21 protein-coding genes, 2 tRNA genes and 1 pseudogene are annotated in these 26,989 nt (G+C 50.9%); 10 read left to right on the top strand and 14 right to left on the bottom strand.

The window, feature by feature from the left end; genetic code table 11:
- Positions 1-41 precede the first annotated feature (41 nt).
- Positions 42-2,273 carry an ATP-binding protein gene (locus tag LKK83_RS11455; protein WP_324631246.1) on the top strand — a complete coding sequence of 744 codons (2,232 nt, stop codon included), beginning with the start codon at positions 42-44 and terminating at the stop codon, positions 2,271-2,273.
- Between the two features lie 497 nt (positions 2,274-2,770).
- The gene (locus tag LKK83_RS11450) at positions 2,771-4,450 is read left to right on the top strand and encodes an ABC1 kinase family protein (protein ID WP_324631245.1); all 1,680 of its coding nucleotides are present in this window, start codon (positions 2,771-2,773) and stop codon (positions 4,448-4,450) included.
- Positions 4,451-4,517: 67 nt separating this feature from the next.
- Here LKK83_RS11450 and LKK83_RS11445 read toward each other — a convergent pair.
- From LKK83_RS11445 to LKK83_RS11385, 13 genes are all read right to left on the bottom strand, one after another.
- Positions 4,518-4,590 (bottom strand) — tRNA-Glu (locus LKK83_RS11445).
- Between the two features lie 90 nt (positions 4,591-4,680).
- Positions 4,681-4,753, bottom strand: a tRNA-Glu gene (locus LKK83_RS11440).
- 175 nt (positions 4,754-4,928) lie between these two features.
- Positions 4,929-5,975, bottom strand: a complete 1,047-nt coding sequence (locus tag LKK83_RS11435) for a M42 family metallopeptidase (protein ID WP_324631244.1) — start codon at positions 5,973-5,975, stop codon at positions 4,929-4,931.
- A gap of 88 nt (positions 5,976-6,063) precedes the next feature.
- Complete coding sequence (locus LKK83_RS11430) at positions 6,064-6,678, bottom strand: YdcF family protein (RefSeq protein ID WP_324631243.1); 615 nt, start codon at positions 6,676-6,678, stop codon at positions 6,064-6,066.
- 48 nt (positions 6,679-6,726) lie between these two features.
- Positions 6,727-7,329 (bottom strand): sterol desaturase family protein, encoded by a 603-nt coding sequence (locus LKK83_RS11425; RefSeq protein WP_324631242.1) that lies wholly within the window; start codon positions 7,327-7,329, stop codon positions 6,727-6,729.
- A 154-nt stretch (positions 7,330-7,483) separates the two neighbouring features.
- Positions 7,484-8,866: an S-layer homology domain-containing protein gene (locus LKK83_RS11420; RefSeq protein ID WP_442957306.1), complete on the bottom strand. Its 1,383-nt coding sequence runs from the start codon at positions 8,864-8,866 to the stop codon at positions 7,484-7,486.
- 179 nt (positions 8,867-9,045) lie between these two features.
- The gene (locus tag LKK83_RS11415; protein WP_324631239.1) at positions 9,046-9,906 is read right to left on the bottom strand and encodes an LPS biosynthesis glycosyltransferase; all 861 of its coding nucleotides are present in this window, start codon (positions 9,904-9,906) and stop codon (positions 9,046-9,048) included.
- 106 nt (positions 9,907-10,012) lie between these two features.
- Positions 10,013-11,104, bottom strand: coding sequence for a tetratricopeptide repeat protein (locus tag LKK83_RS11410; protein ID WP_324631238.1), 1,092 nt, complete (start codon positions 11,102-11,104; stop codon positions 10,013-10,015).
- A complete protein-coding gene (gene bioF, locus LKK83_RS11405; protein ID WP_324631236.1) occupies positions 11,101-12,309 on the bottom strand; it encodes an 8-amino-7-oxononanoate synthase in 1,209 nt (402 codons plus the stop codon). The genes LKK83_RS11410 and bioF overlap by 4 nt, the downstream gene beginning before the upstream one ends.
- A 139-nt stretch (positions 12,310-12,448) precedes the next feature.
- Positions 12,449-13,189 (bottom strand): GvpL/GvpF family gas vesicle protein, encoded by a 741-nt coding sequence (locus LKK83_RS11400; protein WP_324631235.1) that lies wholly within the window; start codon positions 13,187-13,189, stop codon positions 12,449-12,451.
- 121 nt (positions 13,190-13,310) lie between these two features.
- Positions 13,311-13,532 (bottom strand): hypothetical protein, encoded by a 222-nt coding sequence (locus LKK83_RS11395; RefSeq protein WP_324631234.1) that lies wholly within the window; start codon positions 13,530-13,532, stop codon positions 13,311-13,313.
- A 410-nt stretch (positions 13,533-13,942) separates the two neighbouring features.
- Positions 13,943-16,063 carry a CHAT domain-containing protein gene (locus LKK83_RS11390; protein ID WP_324631257.1) on the bottom strand — a complete coding sequence of 707 codons (2,121 nt, stop codon included), beginning with the start codon at positions 16,061-16,063 and terminating at the stop codon, positions 13,943-13,945.
- A gap of 21 nt (positions 16,064-16,084) precedes the next feature.
- Entirely contained in the window at positions 16,085-16,414 is a 330-nt protein-coding gene (locus LKK83_RS11385) for a tetratricopeptide repeat protein (protein WP_324631233.1), read from the bottom strand.
- Between the two features lie 103 nt (positions 16,415-16,517).
- Between LKK83_RS11385 and LKK83_RS11380 the strand changes: the two genes are divergently transcribed.
- From LKK83_RS11380 to LKK83_RS11345, 8 genes are all read left to right on the top strand, one after another.
- Positions 16,518-17,165: a sigma-70 family RNA polymerase sigma factor gene (locus tag LKK83_RS11380; protein WP_324631231.1), complete on the top strand. Its 648-nt coding sequence runs from the start codon at positions 16,518-16,520 to the stop codon at positions 17,163-17,165.
- Positions 17,166-17,273: 108 nt separating this feature from the next.
- On the top strand, positions 17,274-18,242 hold the full coding sequence (locus LKK83_RS11375) for a DUF1822 family protein (RefSeq protein WP_324631230.1): 969 nt from the start codon (positions 17,274-17,276) through the stop codon (positions 18,240-18,242).
- A gap of 12 nt (positions 18,243-18,254) precedes the next feature.
- Complete coding sequence (locus LKK83_RS11370) at positions 18,255-20,555, top strand: CHASE2 domain-containing protein (protein ID WP_324631229.1); 2,301 nt, start codon at positions 18,255-18,257, stop codon at positions 20,553-20,555.
- A 92-nt stretch (positions 20,556-20,647) separates the two neighbouring features.
- Positions 20,648-21,442, top strand: a complete 795-nt coding sequence (locus tag LKK83_RS11365) for a DUF928 domain-containing protein (protein WP_324631228.1) — start codon at positions 20,648-20,650, stop codon at positions 21,440-21,442.
- 774 nt (positions 21,443-22,216) lie between these two features.
- On the top strand, positions 22,217-22,552 hold the full coding sequence (locus LKK83_RS11360; protein WP_324631227.1) for a hypothetical protein: 336 nt from the start codon (positions 22,217-22,219) through the stop codon (positions 22,550-22,552).
- Positions 22,553-22,567: 15 nt separating this feature from the next.
- A complete protein-coding gene (locus LKK83_RS11355) occupies positions 22,568-24,634 on the top strand; it encodes a hypothetical protein (RefSeq protein WP_324631226.1) in 2,067 nt (688 codons plus the stop codon).
- Positions 24,634-25,302 (top strand): OmpA/MotB family protein, encoded by a 669-nt coding sequence (locus LKK83_RS11350; RefSeq protein ID WP_324631225.1) that lies wholly within the window; start codon positions 24,634-24,636, stop codon positions 25,300-25,302. The genes LKK83_RS11355 and LKK83_RS11350 overlap by 1 nt, the downstream gene beginning before the upstream one ends.
- A gap of 2 nt (positions 25,303-25,304) precedes the next feature.
- On the top strand, positions 25,305-26,663 hold the full coding sequence (locus LKK83_RS11345) for an EH signature domain-containing protein (RefSeq protein WP_324631224.1): 1,359 nt from the start codon (positions 25,305-25,307) through the stop codon (positions 26,661-26,663).
- Between the two features lie 60 nt (positions 26,664-26,723).
- On the opposite strand, the pseudogene LKK83_RS11340 reads toward LKK83_RS11345, so the two are convergent.
- A pseudogene (locus LKK83_RS11340) lies at positions 26,724-26,989 on the bottom strand (hypothetical protein); the annotation flags it as partial.

Genomic DNA, 26,989 nt, shown 5'->3' with positions numbered 1-26,989 from the left:
GTGCGTCAGCATCTTGTACGAAGGATAAGGATCGCAAAACAATGGCTGAGTCTTTCACTGTTCCCCTGAGTTCACCCGTCCTGCAGCCCGAATCTCCAGCTCGACTCATGCAAGAGATCCAAACCGCCGATGTCGGCAGACAACTCTCCCATCTCCTCCAAACCGATTCTGACACAGCGTTGAAGCTGCAAGGAATGGCTCAGATGGTGGGCGAACTGTTCCAGGTAGACTGCTGTTTCCTCGCGGCGATCGATCGCTCACAGGAAATCGAGCAGACGAGCTATTGGTATGCCGAACCTCCCTCGGCGCTGTTTTCTTCCGATGCATTGTCTGCCTTAGAAGGAGTCGATTGGCTAGAAAAGCTCGCTGATGCTGATTTGCTGATGATTTCCGATACTCGCGCTTGTCAATTGGATCTCGCAATGGGCTTTGCATGGGAACGCCTGCCAGTTCGCGGGATCTTGGGCATCACTACCCGGTTTTCAGGTCAGGTTAATGGAGCCATTATCTTGATGCATCGGCACGGCGCTGTTCACCGCGATCGCCAGTCGCTCTCCCAGGAAGTTGCCTCTCCAGAACCCAGGGGACGCACTCAACCCAATTGTTGGACAGCAAAAGATATGATGAAGCTAACCGCAGTCTCAGAACAAGTGGCGATCGCCCTCAACCAAATTACCCAAACTCAGCTAATCTCTGCTTTACAACAGCAGGTTCGCCATAAAACTCAGTATCAAACCTCGATCCACCAACTAACGATGGCTATCCATCGCGGATCGGATATCAATCTCATCCTTCAAATGGCAATCGGCACTCTGACGAATACCCTCGAAGTGGATCGCAGCGCGATCCTCCTGTTAAAATACATCGACCCGTTTTTTAAAACTCGTTTTCCCGCAACCAGTTCGCGCACCACTCCCGGGCGCGACTCAGACTCGCATTCCTCAACCTCCCTGGAGGCATCCTTGCCGCGCCTTCCGAAGGCGAAAGTGACTGTGGCCTGCGAAAATAACCGCACCTGCGCGATCCGCTCATCTGCAGCTCAGACGTCTTCTGCCAACCAAAGTTCCCGCCATCAAAGCGATCGCTCTTTCTGGCTTTCGGATTGTTACTGGTGTCAGCAAGCTTTCGTCAATGCCCCCACTCCTTTGGCGATCGCAGACCAACGCTCTGTGCTCGCCCTCAACCCGGAGGTGGAAGTCGCCTCGATTTTCCATCCCGAGGAAATGCCTGCTTTGTTGGTTATGCCCCTCCTGGGCGTTAGCGGCGGCGGTTCGTCTCAAGGCACGGTTTTGGGTTTCATTGTCTTGCAACACTCCTCCCCGCGCAGTTGGCAACCTGACGAAATCCAACTGGTGGAACTGGTGGCGGCGCAGCTCAGTACCGCGATTTTACAAACCCAAACCCTCCAGCAAGTCCAAGCACTGGTGGAAGAACGCACCTCCCAATTACAGCGCTCTCTGGAAGTCCAGGCTAAACTCTATGAAAAAACTCGTCAGCAAATCGACCAACTTCGTCAACTCAACCAGCTTAAGGATGAATTCCTCACCACTCTCTCCCACGAACTCAATACTCCCCTGACGAGCATGAAAATGGCTATCCAAATGCTCCGTCAACCGGGGATCGCCCCGGACCGTCAAGCAAAATATCTCGAAATTCTAGAAACGGAGTGGAAGCGCGAAAGCAATCTGGTCCAAGATTTGCTCAAGCTACAGCAGTATGAATCCCAGCAAGCCAATGTTAAGGTGGAAACCCTCGAACTCAAGCAGCTTCTACCCCAGTTGGCTGACTCGTTTTCGGCAAAGTGGGAAGAAGTTGGCTTAACTTTGGCTTTGGATTTACCCCAGCGATCGCCCAAGGGATTGGCTAAGCAATTTCTCAAACTCAACACGGATCCCGAAAGTTTCGATCGCATCCTTCACGAACTGCTCACCAACGCCGGCAAATACTCCGATCCCGGCACCACCGTCTACCTCCAGGTCAATCACCACATCGATTTAGAACGCAATGAAGTCACCCTCCGTTTAACTAACATCGGCGCAGGCATCTCTCCAGAAGACCTCCCCCATATCTTCGAAAAGTTTCGCCGGGGTCAAGGAGTCACCGAAAAAGCGATCGGAGGCACCGGCTTAGGTCTGGCGTTGGTTAAATGCTTAGTCCAACACTTGAATGGCACCATTACTGTGTCCAGTTACCCCCTGGAAAATTCTCCAGCTTGGGAAACTTGCTTTACCCTGACTTTACCCCAACTCGTGGAAGCTACTCCCCCTTCGTAGGTCATTTGTCCTTTGTCATTTGTCCTTTGTCCCTTGACCCGTGACCAATAACCCATGACAAATGACAAAAACTCCGTATTTCCACGGGAATGCTGGGTGGGGCACCACGGGTTGCAAGAAAAAAATTAAGAATTGATAATTGGGACGTCGCAACACAGTGGTTCGCGATCGCGTCAAGGGGCTTCGGTAACCGGGACAGCGAAAACTGCGTAGGGTTATCAAATCAACGCTAAAATTGAAATTCAAACCCCTTTCACCGCGAAACTGACCCCCGCGCCGCCTGGGCGATCGGGCTGCAGTGGGAACCTGCGTGAAGGTTTCATGTTAGCAACATCCACTGTGAAACTTGCCCCGGGGAATCCACCCCCGCCACTGAACAACTTTATTTTCGGACCAGTTAACCTCTAGAGTTTAAAATAAGATACCCTAGATGGGGAAAATTTGAGGTGAGGAATTTGTCGCAGCGTCGGGGTGAACTGGTTCTCAAAAGTCATCAAATGCTTACCAAGGCCGATCCAAAGACATTACGTTGGCAACGCTCTAAATATTCGCTGCTGGGTCGTCAAATTGACATTTTCAGCTCAGCAGCGCAATTCATGTTCTACCTATGGTGGGATAAAAACGTTGCCAAAAGTTCGGTCAATCACCGCTATCGTCGGGCGGAATGGTTAGTGGGCACCCTGCTGGATTTAGGACCGACATTTATTAAAATCGGACAGGCACTTTCCACTCGAGCGGATCTGTTGCCCAAAGAATACGTCAAAGCACTGGCAACCCTACAGGATCAAGTGCCAGAATTCAGTTCCAGCGAAGCGATCGCCACCATCGAATCGGAACTGGGCAACTCCCTTTACTCCCTCTTTCGCGATTTTGACGAGTTCCCGATCGCCGCTGCCAGTCTCGGACAAGTCCACAAAGCGCGCCTGCACAGCGGCGAAGATGTGGTGGTCAAAGTCCAACGACCCGGACTCGACAAATTATTCCGCCTCGACTTTCAAGTGCTGCGCCAATTAGTCGGGTTTTCCGAGCGCTTTTTCCCCTGGACGCGCAAATACGAACTACCAGAAATCTATCGCGAATTCGTCAGCTTTCTCTCCCAAGAAATCGACTACATCCAAGAAGGCAAAAACGCCGATCGCTTCCGGGAAAACTTTCAAGACCACCCGGAAATCATCGTGCCCGCAGTCTACTGGCGCTACAGTACCCAAAAAATCCTGACAATGGAATATTTGCCGGGAATCAAAATTGACGATCGCCAAACCCTGGAAGCCTGCGGTATCGATGTCAAGCAACTCAACGAACGCGGCATTACTTGTTACCTCAAACAACTCTTAGAAGATGGCTTCTTTCAAGCCGACCCCCACCCGGGAAATATGGCAGTCAACCAACAAGGCTGCTTGATTTTTTATGACTTTGGCATGATGGCGGAAATCCAATCTTTGGCCAAAAATAGCATGATTAGCACCTTCTTCGCCGTGTTGCGAAAAGATACGGAACAGGTGCTCAATAGCTTAATTGAAATGGGGTTAATCGTGCCGGTGAAAGATATGCGACCCGTGCGACGATTGGTGTCGTTTCTGTTAGAAAATTTCACCGAAAAGCCCCTAGATATTAAAGCCCTGCGGGAACTGAAAGGCGAACTGTATTCAATGTTCGAGCAGCAACCGTTTCGCTTACCGGCCCAGATGACGTTTATTCTCAAATCTTTAACCACCCTGGATGGAATCGCCCGCACTCTGGATCCGCACTACAATCCGGTGGCTTGCGCGAAACCCTTCGTGCGACGGGTGACGGGGAGAAAAGGGAAGAGTGGCGTACTCGGGGAAGTGACGCGACAAGCTCGCCAATTCGTTCAATATAAACTCAAACAACCGAAAGAAAGCGAGGTGTTGTTGCGCCAGTTGACAGAGCGCATCGAACGCGGAGAAATGGAGTTTCAGGTGCGTTCTTTAGCTAGCGATCGCCTGCTGACGCGCATCAATTTAGCGGTGAAAACTTTAATCTACGCCTGCTTGTTTGGATTCTCGTTGGTGGCGGGTGCGGTGTTGCTGGTGGGAAGTTATGAAGGATTGGCGATCGCTGCCTTTTGCTTCTGTGGTTTTACCTTCCTGATTTTCATGCGCGCTTTAGTCCGACTCTCTTTCCGAGAACGCCTCGACAAACTATCAGAAGAATAATCCCCCACCGCCACCGGGTAACCATGCAAAAAGACACCTCAGTGAGGTGCCTTTGATTGCTTGATAATACCCCCAGGGGAATTCGAATCCCCGTCGCCTCCGTGAAAGGGAGGTGTCCTAGGCCTCTAGACGATGGGGGCATGTGGTGCCCTATACTGGGTTTTGGGTTGAGAAAAGACACCCACGGGAGGTGTCTTTTCTCATTCAGGGTGCATCGGTATGGCGTAAAGTACCCCCAGGGGAATTCGAATCCCCGTCGCCTCCGTGAAAGGGAGGTGTCCTAGGCCTCTAGACGATGGGGGCCTGAGTTGCCACCGTGAGTTGCGCTGAAGTAGCGCCCCTCATCTGCACCTTTTATACCGTAACTTGGTTTTCCAAAGCTGTCAACCCTTTTTGGGCAAATTTTTTGATTTTTTTTTGATTTTTCCCGAAATCCTGACAGGGTAGGGGTTTCGAGCGCTAAAAATTCTGGGTTGAGTTAAGCAGGGTCGGTACAAAAGGTTTGCAGGATGTGGATGCAATGGGCGATCGCGCCGAGATGGGCGATTTCATAGCCGTGGGTATTTTGGGTGGGAAATCCCAAACAGGCCGATCGCGCCACATGGCCGAACTTCATGGCGATCGAGGCATCGCTGCCAAATCCACTAATCGCCGCCAACTGTAACGGCACCTTCACCCTCTGCGCCGCCGCGCGGATCTCCTCATTCAAGCCTTCATCATAAATCCCATACCCATCTTGGGATAGCAACACCGGCGCTTCCCCATCTTGAATCGGATACTCCGGTGCCAGGGGACAAATTTCCAAGGCAATCAGGGCGTTGACCCGCTGTCGATTGGTAAAATAAAGCGCTCCGATCGCCCCCACTTCTTCTTTCGCAGAGGCCACCAAATAAATATCCACCGGCGGATCCTTCACCCCTGACGCCAACGCCAGCAATATCGCCACCGATGCTTTATTGTCCAGGGTGTAACTGGCAATCCAATCCCCCATGCGAAAGGGTCGCTTGCGATGCTTGCCCACCACCATCCGCGTCCCCGGGCGCACTCCCGCCCCTTCTAATTCTTCTGGGGTGCATTTCGTCTCCACCCAGGCATCTTCCCAGGACAAGGAAACCTCTTCCTGAAACGCCTTTTGCGGCGATTCGTGAGACACGTGACGGGATCCAAAACTGAGAATGCCGCTGAGGGTGTGGTTATCCCCGAGTAAATCCACTACCCCTTCGCCATACACCCAGGGAAAAGCACCCCCCAACTTGCGGACGCGAATTCGTCCATCCGGTTCGATGGTTTTGACGATCGCGCCAATTTCGTCTTTGTGACCGGTAATGGCGAGCGATCGCCCGGCGTCGCGCCCGGGAATTTTGCCGATAACGTTTCCCGCCTCATCTTGCCACACCTCCACATTAAAACGGGCAAACCGATCCATTAAAAATTGGTCGATTTCCCCTTCCACACCACTGGGCGAGTGGTGCATCACCAAAGTTTCAATGGTGCTAAAGAGTTTGTCATATTCTGCTAAAGACATTGCATTAGTCATTTGTCATTGGTCATCGATCGTTGGTTATTTTTTATGGGTTAATCAGTTGAGTAAATAACAATAATTTCCCCCTAGCTTAAGACTGTAAATCTGGATTGAGATTAGCACCGGAGTAGCCAGTAAACAGCCAGAGAATCGAACGCAAAATGTCTCGCAATACTCGCCAGGGGGATTCTGGCGGAAACCCTGTGGCGGGGACAGAAAGGGGGGTAACGATAATCCCGTGACTGCCAAAAACGACGGTAGCAATGGCGCGCGATCGCCGCATATGATAGTCCGAGGTAATCAGAAACACATGGCGTACATTGCGCTGTTGCAACTCATCGAGAGTATAAGTAAAATTCGTCACCGTATCGGTAGAGTTGACTTCAAAATGAACGCGATGCTCTGGCACTCCAGCTTCGCGAAAAATGCGGCGGTAGTATGGAGAATCGCTGCCCTGACTCGACAGCCAAATATCCAGATTGGAGTGACTTTGCCAAAACTGCGCCGCAAAGGTGACGCGATTGGGATGCCCCCCCAGGACCAAGATGGCTTCCGGTTGCGGCGTGCGATAGCGAGCGATCGCGATTCTAACGGGAATAAATCCCACTAAAACAATGAGAAGCGCGACCAAAAATAGCCCTAAACGTTTTCGGCGCTTGCGACTGCGAAACCATCGGCGAGTGCCATTTATCAGTCCACCAAACATCCCTTATTTCATCCTAATAATCTGCGCTTGATTCTTATCCGACGCACCTCAAGAACGTTCCCCGGGAAATTCCACCGAAACCGGGGTTTTATTGCCGCTAAACAGCATCCAATCCAAAAACGGACCGAGTACGGCGAAGTTCACATCCGGATCTACGTGATGAATCAAATGATGTTCTTGCAGGAGTCGGAGGACGGGGTTATTAAAGGTGATGCGATGCATCCAGTGATGCAAGAAACAGCCCAGGGTATAGAAAAACCAGCTAAACGCCATAAAAACGCCAATCGGTGCCGGATCCAAGACCCAAGAAAGTGCATAGAAAATCCCCAACAGCACGAGAGTGGTGACATACCAGGGAACGCCCAGGAGGGCGGTGGGGTTTTGGTGATGGAGGTTGTGTCCGATACCAAAGCGAGCGATCGCGTGATAGATATATCGATGGGCCATATATTCGATCGTGCTCCAAACCAGATATCCGGCTATTAAAAACAACAGCCATTCCAGGATGCTCAGTTGGGATTGACCGCCGGCAAACGCATGGGAGGCGAACCAAACCACCAAAGCCAAGTTTACGGGGTATCCGAACCAATAATTAAATTCGGATGCACAAAGTTTATTAATCCAATCGGTCCGATGAGTGGTTGTATTCATAGAGACTCTGCCAATCGTGGGCTAGACAAGAATTTTCTCAGGCATCATATCTTAATTGTTCCAAAAGCATCTAGTTTTTGGTGGGATTTCCCTAAAATTTGCTTAGGCAGGGCAAGCCAGAATCCCGGGAGAGTCTGGAAAACGCCCCTGTCAGCTAGGGAGTGGTTTGCGGTTGAATTTGCAAGGCATCTTCAGCAGATAGCCCGTCACCTTGGACGCCAAAATACCAGATAGCGGCGGCGGATTCGGCGCGAGTCACGGCTTTTTTGGGTTGAAACAGCCGCGTGTATCCGAAGGCGCGACGGATATTGGACAGGTCGCCATTTTGATAATCGGCCAAAACGGCGGGTAATGCCTTGGGATCGATTTTCGCTGCATCTTGGAAGCCCCAGGTTTCTTGCACCGCATCCACCGAGGCGGTGGGCAAATTGCCCCGGATATCTAAGGGGACTTTCCACAGGAGCAGATCTTCGCGCGTCAGGGGGGCGTCGGGGCGAAAGGAGACGGCGGCGCTATCCCCGCTTAAGGGACTGGGAATAATCCCGGCTTCGGCTAATCCTTGAATGGCACCGAAAGCGGGATTGCTTTGTCCCACATCGGTGAAGGCGGGTTTGGTGCTGCGGGGCGCGCGGCGAATTTGCTTGGCGGTTTGGTTGGCATAGATTTGATTGTTGGTTTCGATCAGCCATTGGGCGAATTGAGCGCGGCGGATCGGTTGGTTGAGTTCGAGGGGTTTTTGGGTGTTGTCTGAGTTGGTTTTGGTAGATTGGGAATCGAGACGGAGGACGCCGAGTTGTTCTAAGTCGGCGAGATAGGGACGTAACTGTTCCGGGACTGATTCGAGTCCGGTGGGAGTTTGAGCGTCGGTGGAGTTGGGGGGGGTTGCTTCGGTGTCGGTGGGTTCGGTTGCGGCGATTTCCTCGGTGTCGGTGGATGGTTCGACTGGGAGTTCGGTGGTGGCGCGATCGCCTTCCCGGTACTGGAGGATAAATTGAGTAGTTTGCGGCCCTTGGTTGGCGGTTTCTGCGGCGGGGGATAAGGCGGGGTTCGGGTCGAGGGTTAGGGTGACGACCAATTCGTCTCCTTTGCGCGCGGTTAATTTGTCCGGTTGTGCGGCTTCCGGTTGCGGTACGATTTCCCAGTTGGACTGTTGAAACTGAGTGGTATAAAAGTCAAACAGCGCCTCGGTACTGTCGGAAGTCTGCCATACGGTTGAGACGCCCTCGGGTTTGTTGGTGGCCTCTGCTGCAGCGTCGGCGCGGGTGGGGGGAATGACTTCGACTAAGGTGGCGTTGGGATAGCGCGCAATGGCTTCGGGGAAATCTTGGGGGAGTTTGGCGGGAGAATCTGCTCCCGCGTCGCCCGTCACCGGCGCGACAGTGGACTCGCCGAGGGTGACGGGGTTTTCTTGCAAGCTGGGGTCTGGGGCAAAGGTCTGCTCTAGCTGTTCGCTATTGGGACGATTGGCACAGGCACTCAAGCTGACGAGGACTAACAAAACGACGGGGATGAAAGCAAAGCGGTTTGACAACAGCACGACAAATTCCAGAGGAAAACGAGTAGTTATTCTGACGATAGCGTATGGCAGAGGGGGGAGACAAGCAAACTGACTGGGGGCGGCGGGCGATCGCTACTCCTTGGCGGGCGGATTCGTCCGGTATTTCTAGGTTGACCGACTCGGGCGGCGAAAGAGGCGGATTCTATTAATAGTGAGATTTATAGCTTTAGTGAGAGTTGGCGGCGGATGGCAAAACTTAACAGTCGCGCGGGAAAGCTACTATTTCGCACTACCGGCAGTCGGAGGTATTTGCCCACCGCCAGACGGGCGAGACCTTTGAGACGAGCCTTGCTCCTCACATAAAGATAGGTAAAGGGGGTGGCATTTTCGGTTTCGGCATACATCGGCACAAAGGCGAGTTTTCCGTAGAGCACATCAGCGCGATGGCTGGTACTGAGTTTATTTTGTCGATGTTCGGGATTGGGGCGTCCTCCATGTTCGCCATAGTTGCGAAAAGGCACGTAATTTTTTAACTGTCGCTGACGCAGAAAAGTGTCGATTTCGGAATCCCAAGTGGAATAATTCGTCGGCCCAATTGTTTCGCGAATGTGCTCCGCCAGTTCGATGAGAAATTTGGCACTTTCGGCGGTAATCACATAAGCCACCATTGAGGTAGAAAATCCTTCTGCATAGCCTTCGTCGGAGACGGTGTAAATTTGCGGCGCGCAGGTATAGAGCCAGGAAATTCCTAACTTGGAACTGTCTGGAGGAAAGGGTAGGGGCAGTTTTCCCATTCCCACCACGGGAACGAAATCGGCTTCTACAATTAAGGTGGGTTGGGGTTCTTCCAGGGCTTTTTCCCAGGCGCGGCGATGGTTGAGCAAACAGCGATAGCTGGGGGAAAAATTGGCGGTTTCCGCACTGTCTTGCTGTCGGATAACTTCGCAGGAAAAGCCTTCATGGGTCAAGGCGGTTTCCAGTTGCTCGGTTGACTCTTTATAGGCAATAATAAAGAGTTTGCCGATCGCATCTGCGAGGGGGCAAGCACGGGGGTGAGTGGCAGTTTCGATGGCGTTCATAGGCGGGTCAACCTTAACGGGTAGAATGATTATAGTTTAATCGGTGGCGAACGGTCATCTGGTGGTGTAAGATGAGGGAGCGGGGAGATTGTTGGGCGGCAAGCTACTACTCCTGTAGGCGTTCGATCGCTTGGCGCGCGTCTTCGTATTTCTCGCTTTGGCCCTGTTGCTGATAAAGCTCGGCGGCGGTTTCAAAGTCTTTGCGTGCGGCGTCGGCGTCGCCAAGGCGTTGGTAAATTAGCCCTCGGTTGTAGTGTGCTTTTCCTAACTCGGGGTTGAGTTCCAAGGTTTGGCTATAATCGGCGATCGCCCGCTCGAATTCCCCCGACAAGGCATAGGCAATGGCGCGGTTCAGGTAGGCGCGATAATCCTCGCCATCCAGTTCGATGGCTTTTGTATAATCGGCGATCGCGCCCGGGTAATCTTCCAGTCGGCGGCGGGTAATGGCGCGATTGTAATACGCTTGGGGTAAATTCGGATCGAGCTCGATCGCCCGTTGGTAGTTTTCCAGCGCTGCGTCGCTTTCCCCCAAATCATCATAGGCATTTCCCCGGTAAACATAGACCAAGGCATCTCCAGGATTTAGCTCGATGGCGCGGTCAAAATCGGCGATGCTGCCTTCATAGTCTCCCGCGCGCGCCCGGGTTTGTCCCCGTTTGCGATAAATCGTGGGATTATCTGGTGCCAGTTCGCTGGCGCGATTGTAATCGGCGATCGCGCCTTCGTATTCTCCCAGTTCGCTTCTCGCGCCTCCTCGCAGCAGATAGGCATCCGCATCCAGGGGATCGGTTTCAATGACGCGGTTAAAATCGGCGATCGCGGCTCGATATTCCCCCACATAGAGAAAATCGATACCGCGCAGGGCATATATATCGCTTTGATTGGGATTCAACCGCAGCACTTCGGTAAAATCGGCGATCGCCCCGGCGTAGTCTTCTCGGCGATGGCGCGCAATCCCGCGTGCGGTATAGGCATCCACAAACTCCGAATCCAGTTCGATGGCGCGGGTGAAATCGGCGATCGCCCCGGCGTAGTCTTCCGCCTCCATTTTCTCCACCCCGGCGCTAAAAAAGCTCTCGGCGTTGTTTTGCGCCAGAACCGGGGGAAGTGGGAGTGCCCGCAGACTCGGACCGTACCCTAGCAAGGCGATCGCCAGTCCAAATGCGGGAATGACAGATTTTAGTGTCGGTTTCATCATCTTTTCAAATGGCACTGCAACCCTTGGACCAGATGCTCGCACTGAGCCGGTTCGTGAGTTGCCATTACTGTAACTCGAATCCGGCTGGTTGGCACGGTGGGGGGACGCACCGCACCCACCAAAATTCCCGTCGCTTTCAGCGCAGAACCCGCCTTGACGACGCTGAGTGCATCTGACATTTCCAAACACAGAATCGGTGATTCTGAGGGCAAAAGACTCCATGACCAGCCCCCATTTTTTTTGTTCCCCGGCGGCGCGCCCTCCCCCATTTCTTGCAGCCGTTGTTTGAGATAATTGACATTCGACCACAGTTTCGCCCGTCGTTGCGGTTCTTCTCGAATAATGGCGATCGCCCCTAGGGCCGCCGCCGTATCTGCAGGGGATAGCCCAGTGGTGTAAATCCAACTGGGGGCGCGATTTCGCAACAAATCCACCAGCACCGCACTACCGGCAACATATCCCCCCAAACTGCCCAATGCTTTGCTCAGGGTGCCCATCTGAATCAACTGCTCTCCCGTACAGCCGAAATGTTCCACCACTCCCGCACCACTCGGTCCTAAAACCCCCGTGCCATGCGCTTCATCCACTAATACCATACAGCTAAATTCTGCCCCTAAATCTAAAATTTGCGGCAGGGGACATAAATCGCCATCCATGCTGAATACACTATCGGTAAGAATCAAACATCGTCGATAGCTCTCCCGGTGTTTTTCCAGCAAGGTTTTTAATGCTTCTATCTGATTGTGGGGATAGTCGATCGCCGTTGCACCGCTCAGAATTGCCCCATTTTTTAAACTGGAATGATTGTATCGATCTGCTAGGATTAAATCCCGCTTGCCTACTAATGTGGCGATCGCACCTAAATTGGCTAAATATCCGGAACTAAATACAATCGCGTCTTCGGTTTGTTTGAGTTGCGCGATCGCCTTTTCTAACTGTCGGTGCAGTTCTCGATGTCCCGTAATTAATCGCGAACCCGTTGCGCCGGTGCCATAGGCTTTTGTCGCTGCGATCGCTGCTTGCATCGGGCGAGGGTCTCCCGCTAAACCCAGGTAATCGTTACTGGCAAAATTAATCAGCGTTTCCCCTTCCATTTGCACCACCGCCCCCGGTTTACTCTCTATGGGCGTGACAGTTCGATACCAGGAAGCCCGGTGAATGGTGGCCAGATTTTTCTCGATCCAAGCGTAAGGGTTTTGGCTCATTTTGTCGATGAAACGAACAGTCTAATCCTACTTTACCTCAATTGTATCTACTTTCCTCGTTCCCCCTCATTCCTAGAGATGATATCGGGTGGGCATTGCCCACCCAACTCCCGCTCTATTTTAACAATTCGATGTCAGCTTAAACCCGATCGAGTTGGGCGAAGTTAAAAGGGGCGGTAAAGTTATTGTAACGGATGCGGAGCCGTTGTTCAAATTCGCGATCGAGGGATTCCACGCGATCGCCGAAGGTTGCTTCTGCATCCCAAGGAATCAGATAAGCGGCATTATAAATACTCGCCTCGGAGAGCAATTCATTTTCCACCACCTCAAATGCTAAGTCATTGAGTTCTTCCCGGAAGCGGTTGATAATGGCTTCTTTGCGCTGTTCGAGCGATCGCTCTAATTCTTGCCCGATTTGGATGGTTAGATCCATACTCAGCACTTGCCCTTGCAAACTGTCCCGTTTTGCCTTTAACTCCGGGTTTTCTTCTAGCATTAATTGTAACTCGGCATTAGTATCCCAAAATATTTTTACCCCCACTTCCCGCTTGCCTTCCAATTGCTCGAATAGCGCCTGCAAGCGAGTTTTATGAGGAACAATCAGTTGCTCGCTCACCGCATCCCAATCCTCCACCACCAATCCAAATTGCAAAGGCAGCAAGGTGCGATATCCCTGCTGCATCGCATCTTCCAAGACTTTTTCGTGCCCGAGTAAATTGCGGCGCGAGGCCAAATATCGCTTCTGTTTTGCCTCGGAATATAAGAAGGTAAACTCATCCACAACCTGGGTTTGCACTGGTTGTTTGTCTAACCCTTGCAATGCCAATCCTTGTGGCCCCGGTGCGGGGAAAATACCATAGAGATACAGTCCGCATCCCATAAACTTTCTTTACCCTAAACTGTCAATATTTTATTGTAATCTATTTTCGCTGAATTGTCCGAAATTTTTTGTGGGTGGAAATCGGCATTGCCTACCGGAGAGGTTTATATATAGCAGCAGATTAAATTCGATAAACCGGACCGTGCGGATGTGCGGGATTGGGAATTAAGCGCCGATTGGATTCGTCTACTACCATATCTAACCATTCCAACGCAATTCGTCCGATCGCCACTTCATCCCCAGCAACGAGGGTTTCTACCGTCGCAGTGCGATCGGCGAACTCAATTGTCACCGGATCGGTCAATTCTGCCACTGGTTTGCTCCCGTCATTACATTGCATCACCTGCTTTCGCCCAATTTCTAAACCCAACGTCTGCAATACATCCCGGGAAATCGTAATTCGTGAGAATCACCTTAACTTTGACTCGATTCATATCTTTTGGCTCAACTTCTGCCTTTATAGCTCTCGCTCTTAATTGTCTGGGGCGCAAACTAGACGCTCATTTAAACAATCGACCAGCAAAGCCAATGTCTCCAAAACTGTCTGACCAATAAGCACTTCTGCCCCAGCAACCATAGCAGGTTCCGTCATCTGAAGTCCTTGCAATTCAATGCGGATTGGTTCGATTGGCTAATTTAACATCAGTGGGATTTTTGAGTTGAATTTTCACTCTAACCACACCCATATGTTACATCTCTGCTGCATCTGAATACTCTACCAAAGTAACATGAAACAGGCAAAAATGCGATCGCCTATCGCCGACTCCGAGATTCGCCGATGAGGGTAAACGCTGCCCAGTAGCGGGGGTTGGGATGTTGTTGCATAGTTGCCAGCATTGCCTGTCGCAGGGCCACGGCGCGATCGCCGGTTTGTGCGAGAAAGCGATAAAAATCGGGCATGAATTGTGCGGTAGGAGCGTCTTCAACTTTCCATAACGTGACGATCGCGCTTTTCGCACCGGCACCAAGTAAGGCGCGAGACAATCCAACAATCCCATCGCCAGTAATATTTCCGCCCCCGGTATTGCAAGCACTCAATACCACCAGCGAAGCATTCAGGTTCAGGGCCATAATTTCCTCAGCGGTGAGCAATCCATCCGCCGCGTCGCCGGGGGCGAGTACGATCGCCCCGGGGATACCGGAGGTGCTATAATCGTCAAGCAACCCATGTGTGGCCAAATGCACTCTATCTGCTGTAGAAATCCGCTGCAATACCCGAGTTTCGGTAACCTCACTTCCGATTAACGGTTCGGTATTCAGAAGTGCCCCGACGGCGATCGCTTCTTGTTCCGCCCCGGGTAACTTATCAAAGGTTTGCGCCTCTTCTCCCGGTTGTCTGGAAACCACCGGCATCACCGGATTGCCCACCACCAACGCCTCTCCTGTGGCGCGATCGCCGGTTGCTTCTTGTGCGATTAACTGTAACACCTGAATTGCTGGAGCAGTGAGAATTGTGTGATTTTCGATTAAGTAGCGACCCGCCTCATCTTGCAGCGCCGGAAACGGGACGAAAAATAACTCGTTATGCGGCACAAAAATCACCCGCTCTTCCGGATTTTTTGGTAGTACATCCGCAATCGGTTTTATCAATAATTGGGGCAATTTCTTTAACTTCACAGAACTGACGCGATCGGCGGGAATGCTAAGCAGAGGTTCTGCCAAATCAGCGCGAGTTCCGCGCACCAAAGCCGTTAACAAACTATCCGAATTCCCATCCGGTTCTCCACGCACCAAAAACGGCACCAAATTATCCCGATATTGCTCTAAACTGCTTAATTCCACTTGGCGGGCGTGAATTTCTCCCGTAGGTTTGACCACCCAAATTAAAAGCTGAGAATTTTCCCCTTTATTATCGATTGCAATCGAATATTCTACTAACGTGGCATTCTGCGCCCCTGCGACTTGCTTGATTTCCGCAATCGTGGGGGAAGAAATCCTCTCATTGGCATACTCTTGCGCCGCTTCGGGAGAAACCCGGCGGGCGATTAATTCTACAAAAGCCCGGGCGCGACCTCTTTCAGAAACTTCTAAAGCCGTTTCGATTTGATTTTGCGCCAGTAATGCTTTTTGCAAGACACTATAACTGGAACGATATTTATCGAAAATCGAGATTTTGTTGCGATCGCTCAATCCGGGACGAAGGGATTCTAACGCATCGATCGCCGCATATAAGGTGTCGATCGCTTCGGGAATTTTCCCCGCTTCCACTAAAGCAACCCCTTGATTGTTCAGGGTGACAGCAATGCCCGCGCGATTGCCGATATTTTGCCGAATTTCTAAAGCGCGATCGTAGAATTGCAACGCTTGGGAATAGTCTCCGCGCAGTCGGTGAACTGACCCGATATTGTTCAGCGCTTGGGCGATCGCATCCAAATCTCCCACAGCGCGCATCACCTCTAACCCTTGCTGGTAGGATTCCAACGCTTGGGAATACTCGGCTAACTTTTCATAAACCGCCCCCATATTTAACAGGGTTTGACCGATTCCCACGGCATCTTCCACTGCAGTGGCGATCGCCACTGCTTCTTGGTAAAATTCTAACGCCTGAGAATACTCGCCTAACGCATCATATGCCGCACCAATATTCGCCACGGCGATACCCACTGCAAATTTATCGCCCTCTGCATCGAATAGCGATCGCGCTTTTTCAAAGTAACTCAAAGCATGGCGCGCTTGTCCCAATCCTCGGTAAATCTCTCCCATATTGTTGAGAATCACCGCTTCCCCATACCGCTCTTTCTCCTCTCTAAGAATTGCCAAAGCTTGCTGCAAAAAATCCAGCGCTTCGGGATAATTGGCCTGGGATTGATACACTGCAGCCAGATTGACTAACGTCTGACCGATACCGGATTTATCGTTAATTTCTTGGCGCAGAGTGAGCGCTTGGCTTAAAAATTACAACCCCTGAGAATAGTCGCCCAGATTGCGATAAACCACCCCGATATCATTCAAAATAACCGCTTCCAATACGCGATCGCCTTCTTCCCGCGCCCTCCGCAAAGCGCGATCGAATGTCTCCAACGCTTCGTGCAGTTTCCCTTCAGAAACTTGTCGATCGCCAAGTTCGTACAATTGCATCGCTTCACCAACCATCGTTTCTCCTTCAGCTTGGGCCAATCCGGGGGACATGCCGATTCCCCAGGACGGAAGTTTGGTAAACTGGATGTCACCGAGAACGATAAACCCGATGGGAAGAACACAGGACGAAATGATTTTGAGACGCATGGGCGGTTTGGGACAATGCACGCTAAATCCCACTTTACTATGAGCTTACCAAATTAAGCGCAACAATGGAAAAAATTCTGCTGCTCTGCCACTCCAATCAGCTATGGATCCTTTAGAAGCACAACTGCGATCGCTCATCGAACAGACTTGTCGCCACCCTCCGCACAGCGCCCAACGCCGGCGAGGGTTAACTCAACTGTACCGTCTGATTGTTAACTCGAGCAAACTGTGGCGAGACTATCACCCCGATTATGAAGAAGTTTGGCAACAAACTTGGCTGTATTTTTGCCAGAATCTCTGTGAAGCAAATACAGCAAAAGAAAAATACAACCCCGATCGCAGTCGCGTCACCACTTGGCTGAATTTTTACCTCAAGCAACGCCTCAAAGATCGGGTCATCAAAGCGCAACAGCAAAACAACCGCCGGGTTTCCCCGTCACCGCCTTTCGATGATGACGGTTCCCTCAACTTTCTCGATCGCTTTGCGGCCCCCCCGGATATCCCGCCCATGCTACAAGCAACCCGCCAGTGGGCGAAAACTGACCCGGATGGGGAATTACGGGGTCTCCACATCCGAGGTCGCAAAGATGTCACCGCTCAACTGTTGATCCTGCGCCGCTTACCCCCAGAAACCCCCTGGGAAACCCTCTCCGCTGAATTGGGGGTGTCAGTGTCCACCCTCAGCAGCTTTTATCAGCGCAAATGCATGCCTCAATTGCGTAAATTTGGCGAATCAGAAGGATATTTATAAAAAGGTCATTGGTTTTTTGTCAATGACCAATAACCAACAACCAATGACCAATGACCCATGACCCATGACCAATAAACCAATGACCAATCAATCAATGACCAATCAACCATGATTTATAATACTCGAGAAATAGAAAACTTTGCCGTGCCGATGTTAATCGGTGGAAAGGGGCGTCGGAAAGCAAAGCAGTTGGCGCGCCAACAACCCACTCGTGAAAAAGCAGAACAAGTTTATTTTAATATCCTAGCGGTGTGGGTGGTGAATAATTATTTGCAGTGGATGGGAATTCCCACCGAATTGAAGGCGGGGGATAGTTGGAATCCGATCGCTTGCTTGGGAAGTGATGTAGCGGATTTACCGCTGACGGGATTGGGTCGTGTGGAATGTCGTCCGATGCGAGAACATCAGCAAACCTGTAGAATTCCCCCAGAAGTGTGGTGCGATCGCATTGGATATGTAGTGGTGCAGATAAAAGACTCGCTGACCGAAGCGAATATTCTCGGATTTATTCCCCGGGTCGATCGCCAACAGTTATCCCCCAGTGAGTTGCAACCCCTAGAGGATTTGCTAACCGCTGTAGAAGCGTTGTGCCGCAGTGACACCACCGCCGCCAACGCGATCGCTTCTGCTAATAATTTCCTGCGCCTCAGTGAATGGTTGCAAGGCATCTTTGCCCAAAATTGGCAGTCTCCCCAAACAATTTTTGGCGATCGAACCGTTGCTTATAACTTCCGCAATTCTCCCCGGGATGGGGATGCGGAGGTGGAACGCGCAAAACTGATAGACTTAGAAATGCAATTTGGGAATCAATCCCTCGTATTGCTTGTCGCCCTAACACCGGAACCTGACGGGGTGGTGGTGAGAGTGCGACTGTATCCGCCAGATGGCGAAACCTATTTACCGCCCAATCTAAACTTGGCATTACTATCACCCTCTGGGGAGATATTGCAAGACGTGCGATCGCGCCGTCAAGATAACTACATCCAACTTCCTCGATTTAGAGGAGAAAGGGGAGAACGGTTTTCGATCCAAGTGGCGCTAGAAAATGCCTCAATTGTAGAACGCTTTGAGATTTAAAAGGGTAGTTTCTTGTCAAGAATCGTCGTAATTAATCTCGGATCCGGCAATTTACGTTCCGGTTTTCCCAATGTTACCGCCTTACTTTGGGAACCGGAAAATCCTCGTCCGTTTAAGTTTACGGGGGCTTTACCTCCAGCAACGGAATTAAATGCCATTTATCGTCGCTGGCAATTAATCTATCAGGCATTATATCGCACTCCGGGATGGCATCCGCGCATTAAAATCGAGCGCGAAGATGTTACCAATGTTTCGCAAGTTGAATTGGCCGATATTTGCACCCAGTACCTTCAGCTTATCAATGAATGGCTCGATGCGGAGGAATTTCGTTCTATCGATCGCCGATTGCGATCGCATCTGCATCCCGGAGAAGAAATTCAACTGATTATCGAAACCGATGATGAATCCCTGCGCCGCTTACCTTGGCATTTCTGGAACTTTTTGTCCGATTTTCCCAAAGCAGAAATTGCCTTGAGCGCGCCGCAATATCAGCGGGTGGAAAAATCCCATTCCCGAGATTGTATCAGAATTTTAGCCATTTTGGGCAATAGCAACGGCATCGATATTACCGCCGATCGCGAAATTTTAGCCGCAATTCCCGATGCAGAAACGGTATTTTTGGTCGAACCTTCTCGGGAGGAACTCGACGATCGCTTGTGGGACGAGCGCGGGTGGGATATCTTATTTTTTGCGGGTCATAGCGAGCACCAAGAAGAGGGCGATCGCGGATTATTGGCCATCAATCCTGCAGACAAAATCGGGATTTCTCATCTGAAATCTGCCCTGAAAACCGCTATCGGTCGCGGATTGCAACTGGCCATTTTTAACTCTTGTGAGGGATTGGGGTTGGCCAGGGAATTGGCGGATTTACACATTCCCCAAATTATCGTCATGCGAGAACCGATCGCCGACCGGGTGGCTAATGCATTTTTAGTCCATTTTGTCAAGGCATTTTCTCGCGGTTCTTCCTTCTATTTAGCCGTCCGCCAAGCGCGAGAACGACTGCAAGGATTAGAAGATAAATTCCCCTGTGCCAGTTGGTTGCCCATTATCTGTCAAAATCCCGCCGAAGTGCCGATGCGCTGGCAAAAACCACCGCACAAAGTAACCCGCCATGCTGATGGATTGCGCGATCGCTGGTTTTGGATACCGAGTTTAATTGTCGCTTTTCTCGTTATCCTCATCCGCCAATTGGGACTGTTACAGGGATGGGAACTGAGCGCCTACGATCGCTTTATGCGATCGCATCCTCCAGAACCACCCGATCCGCGCATTGTAATCGTGGAAATAACCGAAAGTGACGTGCAAGACCTGGAAGAATATCCCATTTCCGATGCCAAACTCACTCAACTGTTGCAAAAATTAGCACCGCATCAACCGCGCGCGATCGGATTAACCCTTTATCGAGATTTCCCCGTTCCTCCCGGTCATTCCGAATTAATCTCCCAACTACAGCAACAATCCAATGTGTTTGCCGTATGTAGCTTTGAAAAACCCGATCGAGAAGTGGTGCGATCGCTCCCCGTCATCCCCGACAACCGCCTGGGATTCGATGATTTCCTCATCGATCCAGATAATGTCGTGCGCCGTCATCTCCTGTTTATGAAACAACAAGAATCCGACTGCAACACCGGAATGGCGTTAAGCTTTAAACTCGCCGAAAAATATCTCGCAGCGGAAAATATTTTCCCCCACCGACCCAAGGATACAGACACCCCCGTAAAACTCGAAAACACCCTATTTCATCAGATGAAACGCAATAGCGGTGGATATAAAACCCTCGGCAAAGGAGGATGGTATATGATGTTAAATTATCGCTCCTCCCCCGTGGCCGAAACCCTCACCCTCACCGAAGTATTAAACGGACAATTTAACCCCAACGCGATCGAAGACCGAATCGCACTCATCGGCGTCACCGCTAGCAGTACCAGTCCCAAGTCGTTTGTCACCCCCCACACCGTGGCACAATCTCCCTCCGCAGAAATCCCCGGCCTCATGCTGCAAGCGCAGATGGTCAGTCAAATCCTCAGCGCTGTCCTCGACGGGCGTCCCCTCATCGGCGTCTGGTTTTGGTGGGGAGAAACAATCTGGATTGCCCTGTGGTCCGCCGTCGGTGGCGTTATCTTCTGGGGCATCCGAGGTCCCCTGCGAACCGTTGGCGCGATCGCAACCGCGATCGCTGTTCTATATGCACTCTGCTTTCTCCTCTTCCTCCAAGGCACTTGGGTTCCTCTCATCCCCCCAGCATTGGCATTGGTTATTAGTTATGGGTTGTTGGTAACAGGTAACTGGTCACTGGTCAATGACAAATGACCAATGACCAATGACCAATGAGAATTTTGCGTAAATGTTTGCTCCCCCGGCGATAGGTAGAGAGAAGAAAAACTGTACGGAGGATTAGAACCTTGTCCAATCGCTTAGGTCAATCGTGGAATAGCGGGAAATTGCGATCGGCGATCGCCGCGATCGTCCTCATCGGGATGGTACCGGGGGCGAGAGTGTACGGAAGCGCTAGCAAAGAACTCACCGGCGAGACTCCTCATTCCCCATTGTCAGAATCACTCCTCGCCACCGAGTTCGAACCCCCAGATCCCGAACCCCCGGACGATCGCGAAGGGTCTGGAAGTCGCACCTCCTGTCCCGCCGTGGATAAACCCCTAACTGCTTTAATTCCCGCCCGCGTCAACTACACCATTTCCCCCCATCCCACCTTCTGGTTTTACGTCCCCTATCCCTCCAATCCTCCCCGGGACGTGGAATTCACCCTCATGGATGAAGAAGAAATGGAAGTGTATAGCCTCATCCTGCCCATTTCCGAAACTCCCGGAATTGTCAGCATCCGCTTACCGGATAGCGCGCCCCCCTTAGAAATCGGTCAGGAATATCTGTGGCGATTCGCCTATCGATGCAATCCCAGAATCCGCGCCGAGGATGAAGTGGTCAGAGGCGCAGTCCAACGAGTTGCCCCCAATCGCGCACTCGACGATCGCCTAGAAACCGCGATCGCACCCCTACAGCGCGTGGAACTCTATGCCGCAAATCGATTGTGGCACGAAACCGTCACCACCCTCGCCCAATTGCAGCGGGATAATCCCGAAGACGGGGATATCGCACAGGAGTGGCAAGAACTCCTGCAATCCATTGGGTTGGGCCATCTCGCCGATGAAGCGATCGTAGAGTGCTGCACCCCTCAGCAGTAAGTATTGGTCATTGGTCATTGGTCATTGGTCATTGGTCTTTTGTCATTGGTCAATTTGTCGTTTGTCCTTTGAGGGAGTACCTGTTACCACTGACCTGTTACCACATGACCTGTTACCACTGACCAGTGACCAATTCCCAATTACTAACTACCAATGACCAACGACCAACGACCACTGACCAAAATTTTTTTGCCACATGTGCATAAAATTTGAATTTCTCCCCAATAGGTACTTAGAAGCCGCTATTTTGAGGAGACCTGCTTATCGTCAAACCATAACCGTGGATGGAACAATTCAATCCCTGGGGGCCAACATGGATCCATAATTGCTTTTGTTATGGAAAGCTAACATTGGGATCCGCCAGCGGAGTTCTCTCATGTCGCCCGATCGCGGGAGACGATTTTGTGCTACTTATCAATCCGATACTCCGTAATATTTGTTTACAAGCCACTGTGTTTATACGGTGGTTTGTAGGCATTTCCTGCTACAAAGTTACGTGTAAACACGGTTTGACGGAAGGATAATAAAAGATTTAATCGTAAAATAACAGAATTTATGGTTGACCCCGTGAGGCGATCGCAGTTCCCGACCGCCCGCCATCGTCCGATCGCCATCCGTCCGCAGTACAGATTATCTCAACTTCCCGAAACCATCCCTATAAAGTTATCGAGTAGGGGCTTAATTTCCCCAACTCTCCCTCAAACCCCTTGTCAAAGCTGGCTTTGATAGTACCGAATATTGGATATTCAAAGGCAAGTGAATCGTGAATCTAGCGTGACCACGCTCTTAAACCCCTCTCTAGAACAACTGATTAACGAAATCCACGCCATCAATCGCGCGTGGAAAGTGGCGCGAGAATTTGGGGATATTGCCTCCTTGGTCACATCCCTAGCAGAAATCAAAAATCGGTTGCAGGTGCGATTGTTGCGCCAGTATGCACCCGATCGCGTTTATCTGGCATTAGATCCAGATGCGGAACGTGAGGAACCCCTGTATGGGTTACGTCTCCGGGAATCCGTAGCTGGGCACACCGATGCCGCCCACCTGCCGGTGCGAGTCGCCGAAGAATTGTTCTCACCGGACTACATAGAAAACATGAAAAATCTGTAAAAAAGGATACCAATTATGGTGAATTCCCTATTTGTTCTGGTGATTTTGGCAGTGGCGATCGTTGCTGCCCTATGCGAAGTTCTCTCCATCGCGCGGTATTGCACCACTCGCTGCGGACCTGCTGCAAAGGCGATCGGCACCCTCAAAAAATACCAGAAAACCGACGGCAATGGCCTCAACCTCGATGAAAACATGCGGGCATGGTTCCTGCGGCATTTTGCCGGCGAAATGAAAGGGAATCGATTTTTCCCCAAGCAAGAAGCCGGTAGCTTTGTGATGCTCTCCTCCCCCACGGTACTCAGCAAACCCATCCCGCGCGGTCCGGTGTACTTTGCCCCCACATTATTGACCGCATTGGGAGTGTTGGGAACCTTCACCGGCATTTACTTCGGGTTGCAAGGAGTCAATCTCGACGCCATCCAAGAAACCGATACCTTGTTGCAAACCAGTACCGAATTGCTCTCCGGGATGAAGTTCGCCTTCTCAACTTCCTTGTGGGGATTGGGGAGTGCCAGTGTGTTTATGTTATTCCTCGCCGCTGGAGAACGCCTGCGACAATGGCGACGGGACAGTTTGCGCCAAAAATTGAGCAAAATGGCCTTTCTGCTCACCCCGGGACGCATTCTCGCCGACATCGCACCCGTTCTGTTGGACATGGCACCTCGGACCGCCGGGGCACAGAGTAGCCTCAGTGCTGACGCGATTGGACAAGCCGTTGCTACATCCATGCGATCGGCCCTCCATGAAGAACTCAATCCAATGCTGGTTCATTTGAATCAGCTCACTCCCGAGGCGATCGCTCGCGAAACCAGCGCCCAACTGACTCCCGCACTCAACTCTATGCAAGCCGAATTATCCCAAATTCGCGAATTGCAACAACAGCAAGGTCAAACCGTAGACTATCTGGTAACGCGACTGCGCGACGAATTAATCGAACCAGTTGTCCGACGCCTCGATGAAAGTGCCCGACTCACCAAAGAAGCATCCCAGGCAGTTAAAGAGCTGAAAACTGCCTTGGGAGACATTACCAAACAATTGGCCGAAGCCGTCAAAACCATTCAGGAATTCCAAACCCAAACCCTCACAGACCTGAAACAATTTGCACTGGATTTACAAGGAATTCTCCACCAATTCAGCCAGGATACGCAAGGTGTGCTCCTCACAGTTTCCGAAAAAATCAAACAAGCCGTTGCCGAAAGTATCGAAGGCATGAAAGCCCAGCGCGAAGCCTTTGACCAGAGTGCCAAGCAAACAGCAGAAAGCTTCCGAGGCATCCGCCAAGAACTCGAGCAATCCCTGGATAAACAGGCAGAAAAACAACAAGAAATGCTCGAAGGAGTGGAAGCGCGCACCAAAACAGTTCTCGAAGATGCCCAAAAAGCCTTTAAGGAACAAACCGATACCCTGCGAACCGTGGGCAAAGAAGCATCTGCACTGATGAACCAAGCCAAAAACAACTTGCTGGATACTTTAACCCATGTAGATAAGATGCTGCAAAACACTCGCGCAACCGTCCAGGAAGAGTTAGAAAAATTCCGCATCGAATACCAGGAATCCCTTAATAAATTCTTTGAATCGCAAAAAAATCTGCTAGAAGAAACTCTCCGCGCCCAACGAGAGGAATTGGAACAAGTCATTGCCGCACTGAAGCAGGTCTTCCTAGAAGATGCTTGGGAAATGAGGACGGCGATTACAGAAGCTATGGCTTCGATTAAGGACACAGCTAAGACAGTTTACAACTTAGCAAACAAAACCGGGTTAACCTCCGGGGAACGCCTGCAACAGTTGCAAGAAATTATTCGCAAAATTGGCAGCGAAGCGCAGCAGATTGACAGCGCTTATCAAAACATGGCGAAGCAATTTGACGAAGCCCTGAAAAATGGCAACGAGCAGCTTATGAAATATTTGCAAGAAGCCCATGAAATCTACACAAAAGGTCTCGAAGAGCGGGATAGGGCATCCGCTGCAGTATGCCAGCAAATTAACCAGAACCTTCATGGCGTGATGGATGTATCCCATTACTTAGTAGCCTCAGTAGCCTCAGCCAAAGAACTGAAGAATGGAAATGGGAGCCAAAGCTAATGAGCGATTTTTCCGACTTTGAATTGGCGGATGAAGTATTAGAGGAGCACGACGCCGGTATTTGGCTTTCCATTGGGGATTTAATGTCAGGACTGCTGATGTTTTTTGCCCTGCTATTCATCACCGTGATGGTGCAGCTCAAGCAGTACCAAGAAGCCTTCGATAAACTTCCCCTGGTCATCCTCAATACCCTGCGCCAAGAAGTTCCCGGGGGAGAAAACTTGCAAGTAGACCAAAAAACCGGAGATGTGAGCATTCCCGATGCGATTTTGTTCGATGAAGGTAGTGCCGAACTCAAGCCAGCCGGCAAACAGTTTCTGCGGAGCTTCATTCCCGTTTACAGCAAAGTGATTTTCTCCAATGATGAATTTGACCGAATGATTACCCGGGTGATTGTGGAAGGTCACACCAGTTCCTTTGGCACCGAAAGAGAAAATATGGATCTGAGCTTGCAACGGGCTTTGTCGGTGTCGGAGTATATTTCTTCTCTGCAGTTTCCCACCCAAGCGGATTTTAAACAAAAAGTATTGGCAGCCGGTCGTGGGGAATTGGATGCCAATCAACAAGTGGATTCGCCCAGAGACCGAAAGGTGGTATTTCGGTTCCAATTAAGGCCGCAAGATTGGGGAAAATTGTTTGAATTTGAATCATCTTTGCCGGAGGAGTAAGCATGAACGTTCAGTTTAGAAAATTACAACTGCCACCGCTTCCCCAACTGTATCCGAAATCGGCAAGCGGAGAAAGTGAGGGAATGCCGCCGCCAAAATTACCCCCAGAGGTGCCCAGAAATCAGGCAACACCGTCGCGCAGTCTCGATGAGATTCTGGCGGATATTGAGACGGGGAAAGGCGAACGGGTAACGATTTTGGAGTGGGTTTACTGCTTCTATGCGAAAGGGAAATGGGACCGGGGGCAAAGTCGCGATCGCCAGAAAGAAACCTCCCGAGGGATTTGGCAATTTGCCCTGTCTGACCAGGTGATTAAACGGCGATTATTTTGGCGTTTGGCGTTGCATTATAACCGGGATAAAACCGCTGCGGTGAAGGCGGAAAATGGATCGTTACCGCCAAGGGAGAACGTTGGAGACAATTGCGAATCCAGGGGCGATCGCGATATTCCAGAAACCCAGAACAGCCTCGGTGGGAAAATCTTGCCCACCTCTTTGGCGGATTGCTTCGCGCAGTTTGCCTCGCAGTTTAACACCGGCGATCGCGTAACCGTGGATATTCTCTTGGCACTCAAAAAACCGAAAGCGGCGCAGAAGATTGCTTGTCTCAGTTTTGAACATTTACTCACCCCGAAAGACTTGCTGAAAGCGGCGGAACTCCCCCAAGAGATTGAGGCGATCGCCGAAGTATTTCCAGCGATGGTCAGGAAATTTGCCAAGCAAGCCAAGCCGGATCCGGATTGGGCTAACCTGCTGATTCAATGCTTGAATGAAATGTCAGCAAAACAGCATTTGGATGGGGTGGAATATCTGCTTCTCAACCTGCGGAAAGAATTAGGCGAGCGGTTCCCAGACCTTGTAAAGTGGTTGCAAAACCACTATGGCATCACCACTCCCGAGTCTCGCTGGAGCGAACTCTCGACCCCCGCCAAAGAAGCTTTAAAAAATTGGATTGGAGCGCTGAATTATGGGGATTCCCAGAAATTAGTCAAGCTGTTGTTAAAGCAGTTGAATCTTCGCGATTGGGAGTCGAATCAGCTACAACGTCGCCGGGATTTTTGGGCGAATTATAGCGATCGCTTTGAGCGCATCCGGATTTTGCTTCCCGCGTCTTCATTTATCTCTGGCAAGGCTACTGCGAACAACTGCTCAGGGAAAGAGGAATTTATCCCAATGAAGGGACGAAGTATTTTAAAGGATTACACCCCGACCACGGCAAATACAGCCGCGAAACCGGCCTGCCAACTCCTTCCGCTAGCGAAGAGAAAGAACGCAACTTCAAGTTGCAGCAGTGGCAAGCGGAAATGCAAAAAATCGAAACCGCCGCTCATTTATTTTACGAACCATCCCGGAATCGAGTGAGTGAAAAACTCGCCAACTGTCATGCAGCTCAATCGAAGGTCATTTGTCATTTGTCCTTTGTCATTTGTCATTTGTCCTTTGTCCTTTGTCCTTTGTCCTTTGTCCTTTGAGGGAGTACCAGTGACCAATGACCAGTGACCAATGACCAATGACCAGTGACCAATGACCAATGACCAGTGACCAGTGACCAATGACCAGTGACCAATGACCAATGACCAATAACCGCAGCCCCCCACCCCCGAACCAATGACCAATGACCAATGACCACCCTATTTCTCGGAGGCCAAAATGAAGCCATAATCTCGTTTTTAAACTCGGGATAACCA

The sequence above is a fragment of the Phormidium sp. CCY1219 genome (assembly GCF_035615515.1).
In the GTDB taxonomy this organism is placed as follows: domain Bacteria; phylum Cyanobacteriota; class Cyanobacteriia; order Cyanobacteriales; family Laspinemataceae; genus CCY1219.
Note: the sequence above shows the minus strand (reverse complement) of the source record. Positions and strands in the feature narration are given on the sequence as shown.

Coding starts and splice junctions, on each gene's coding strand:
- LKK83_RS11455 (WP_324631246.1), top strand. CDS start 42: ATGGCTGAGTCTTTCACTGTTCCCCTGAGTTCACCCGTCCTGCAGCCC.
- LKK83_RS11450 (WP_324631245.1), top strand. CDS start 2,771: ATGCTTACCAAGGCCGATCCAAAGACATTACGTTGGCAACGCTCTAAA.
- LKK83_RS11435 (WP_324631244.1), bottom strand. CDS start 5,975: ATGTCTTTAGCAGAATATGACAAACTCTTTAGCACCATTGAAACTTTG.
- LKK83_RS11430 (WP_324631243.1), bottom strand. CDS start 6,678: ATGTTTGGTGGACTGATAAATGGCACTCGCCGATGGTTTCGCAGTCGC.
- LKK83_RS11425 (WP_324631242.1), bottom strand. CDS start 7,329: ATGAATACAACCACTCATCGGACCGATTGGATTAATAAACTTTGTGCA.
- LKK83_RS11415 (WP_324631239.1), bottom strand. CDS start 9,906: ATGAACGCCATCGAAACTGCCACTCACCCCCGTGCTTGCCCCCTCGCA.
- LKK83_RS11410 (WP_324631238.1), bottom strand. CDS start 11,104: ATGATGAAACCGACACTAAAATCTGTCATTCCCGCATTTGGACTGGCG.
- bioF (WP_324631236.1), bottom strand. CDS start 12,309: ATGAGCCAAAACCCTTACGCTTGGATCGAGAAAAATCTGGCCACCATT.
- LKK83_RS11400 (WP_324631235.1), bottom strand. CDS start 13,189: ATGGGATGCGGACTGTATCTCTATGGTATTTTCCCCGCACCGGGGCCA.
- LKK83_RS11385 (WP_324631233.1), bottom strand. CDS start 16,414: ATGCGTCTCAAAATCATTTCGTCCTGTGTTCTTCCCATCGGGTTTATC.
- LKK83_RS11380 (WP_324631231.1), top strand. CDS start 16,518: ATGGATCCTTTAGAAGCACAACTGCGATCGCTCATCGAACAGACTTGT.
- LKK83_RS11375 (WP_324631230.1), top strand. CDS start 17,274: ATGATTTATAATACTCGAGAAATAGAAAACTTTGCCGTGCCGATGTTA.
- LKK83_RS11355 (WP_324631226.1), top strand. CDS start 22,568: ATGGTGAATTCCCTATTTGTTCTGGTGATTTTGGCAGTGGCGATCGTT.
- LKK83_RS11350 (WP_324631225.1), top strand. CDS start 24,634: ATGAGCGATTTTTCCGACTTTGAATTGGCGGATGAAGTATTAGAGGAG.
- LKK83_RS11345 (WP_324631224.1), top strand. CDS start 25,305: ATGAACGTTCAGTTTAGAAAATTACAACTGCCACCGCTTCCCCAACTG.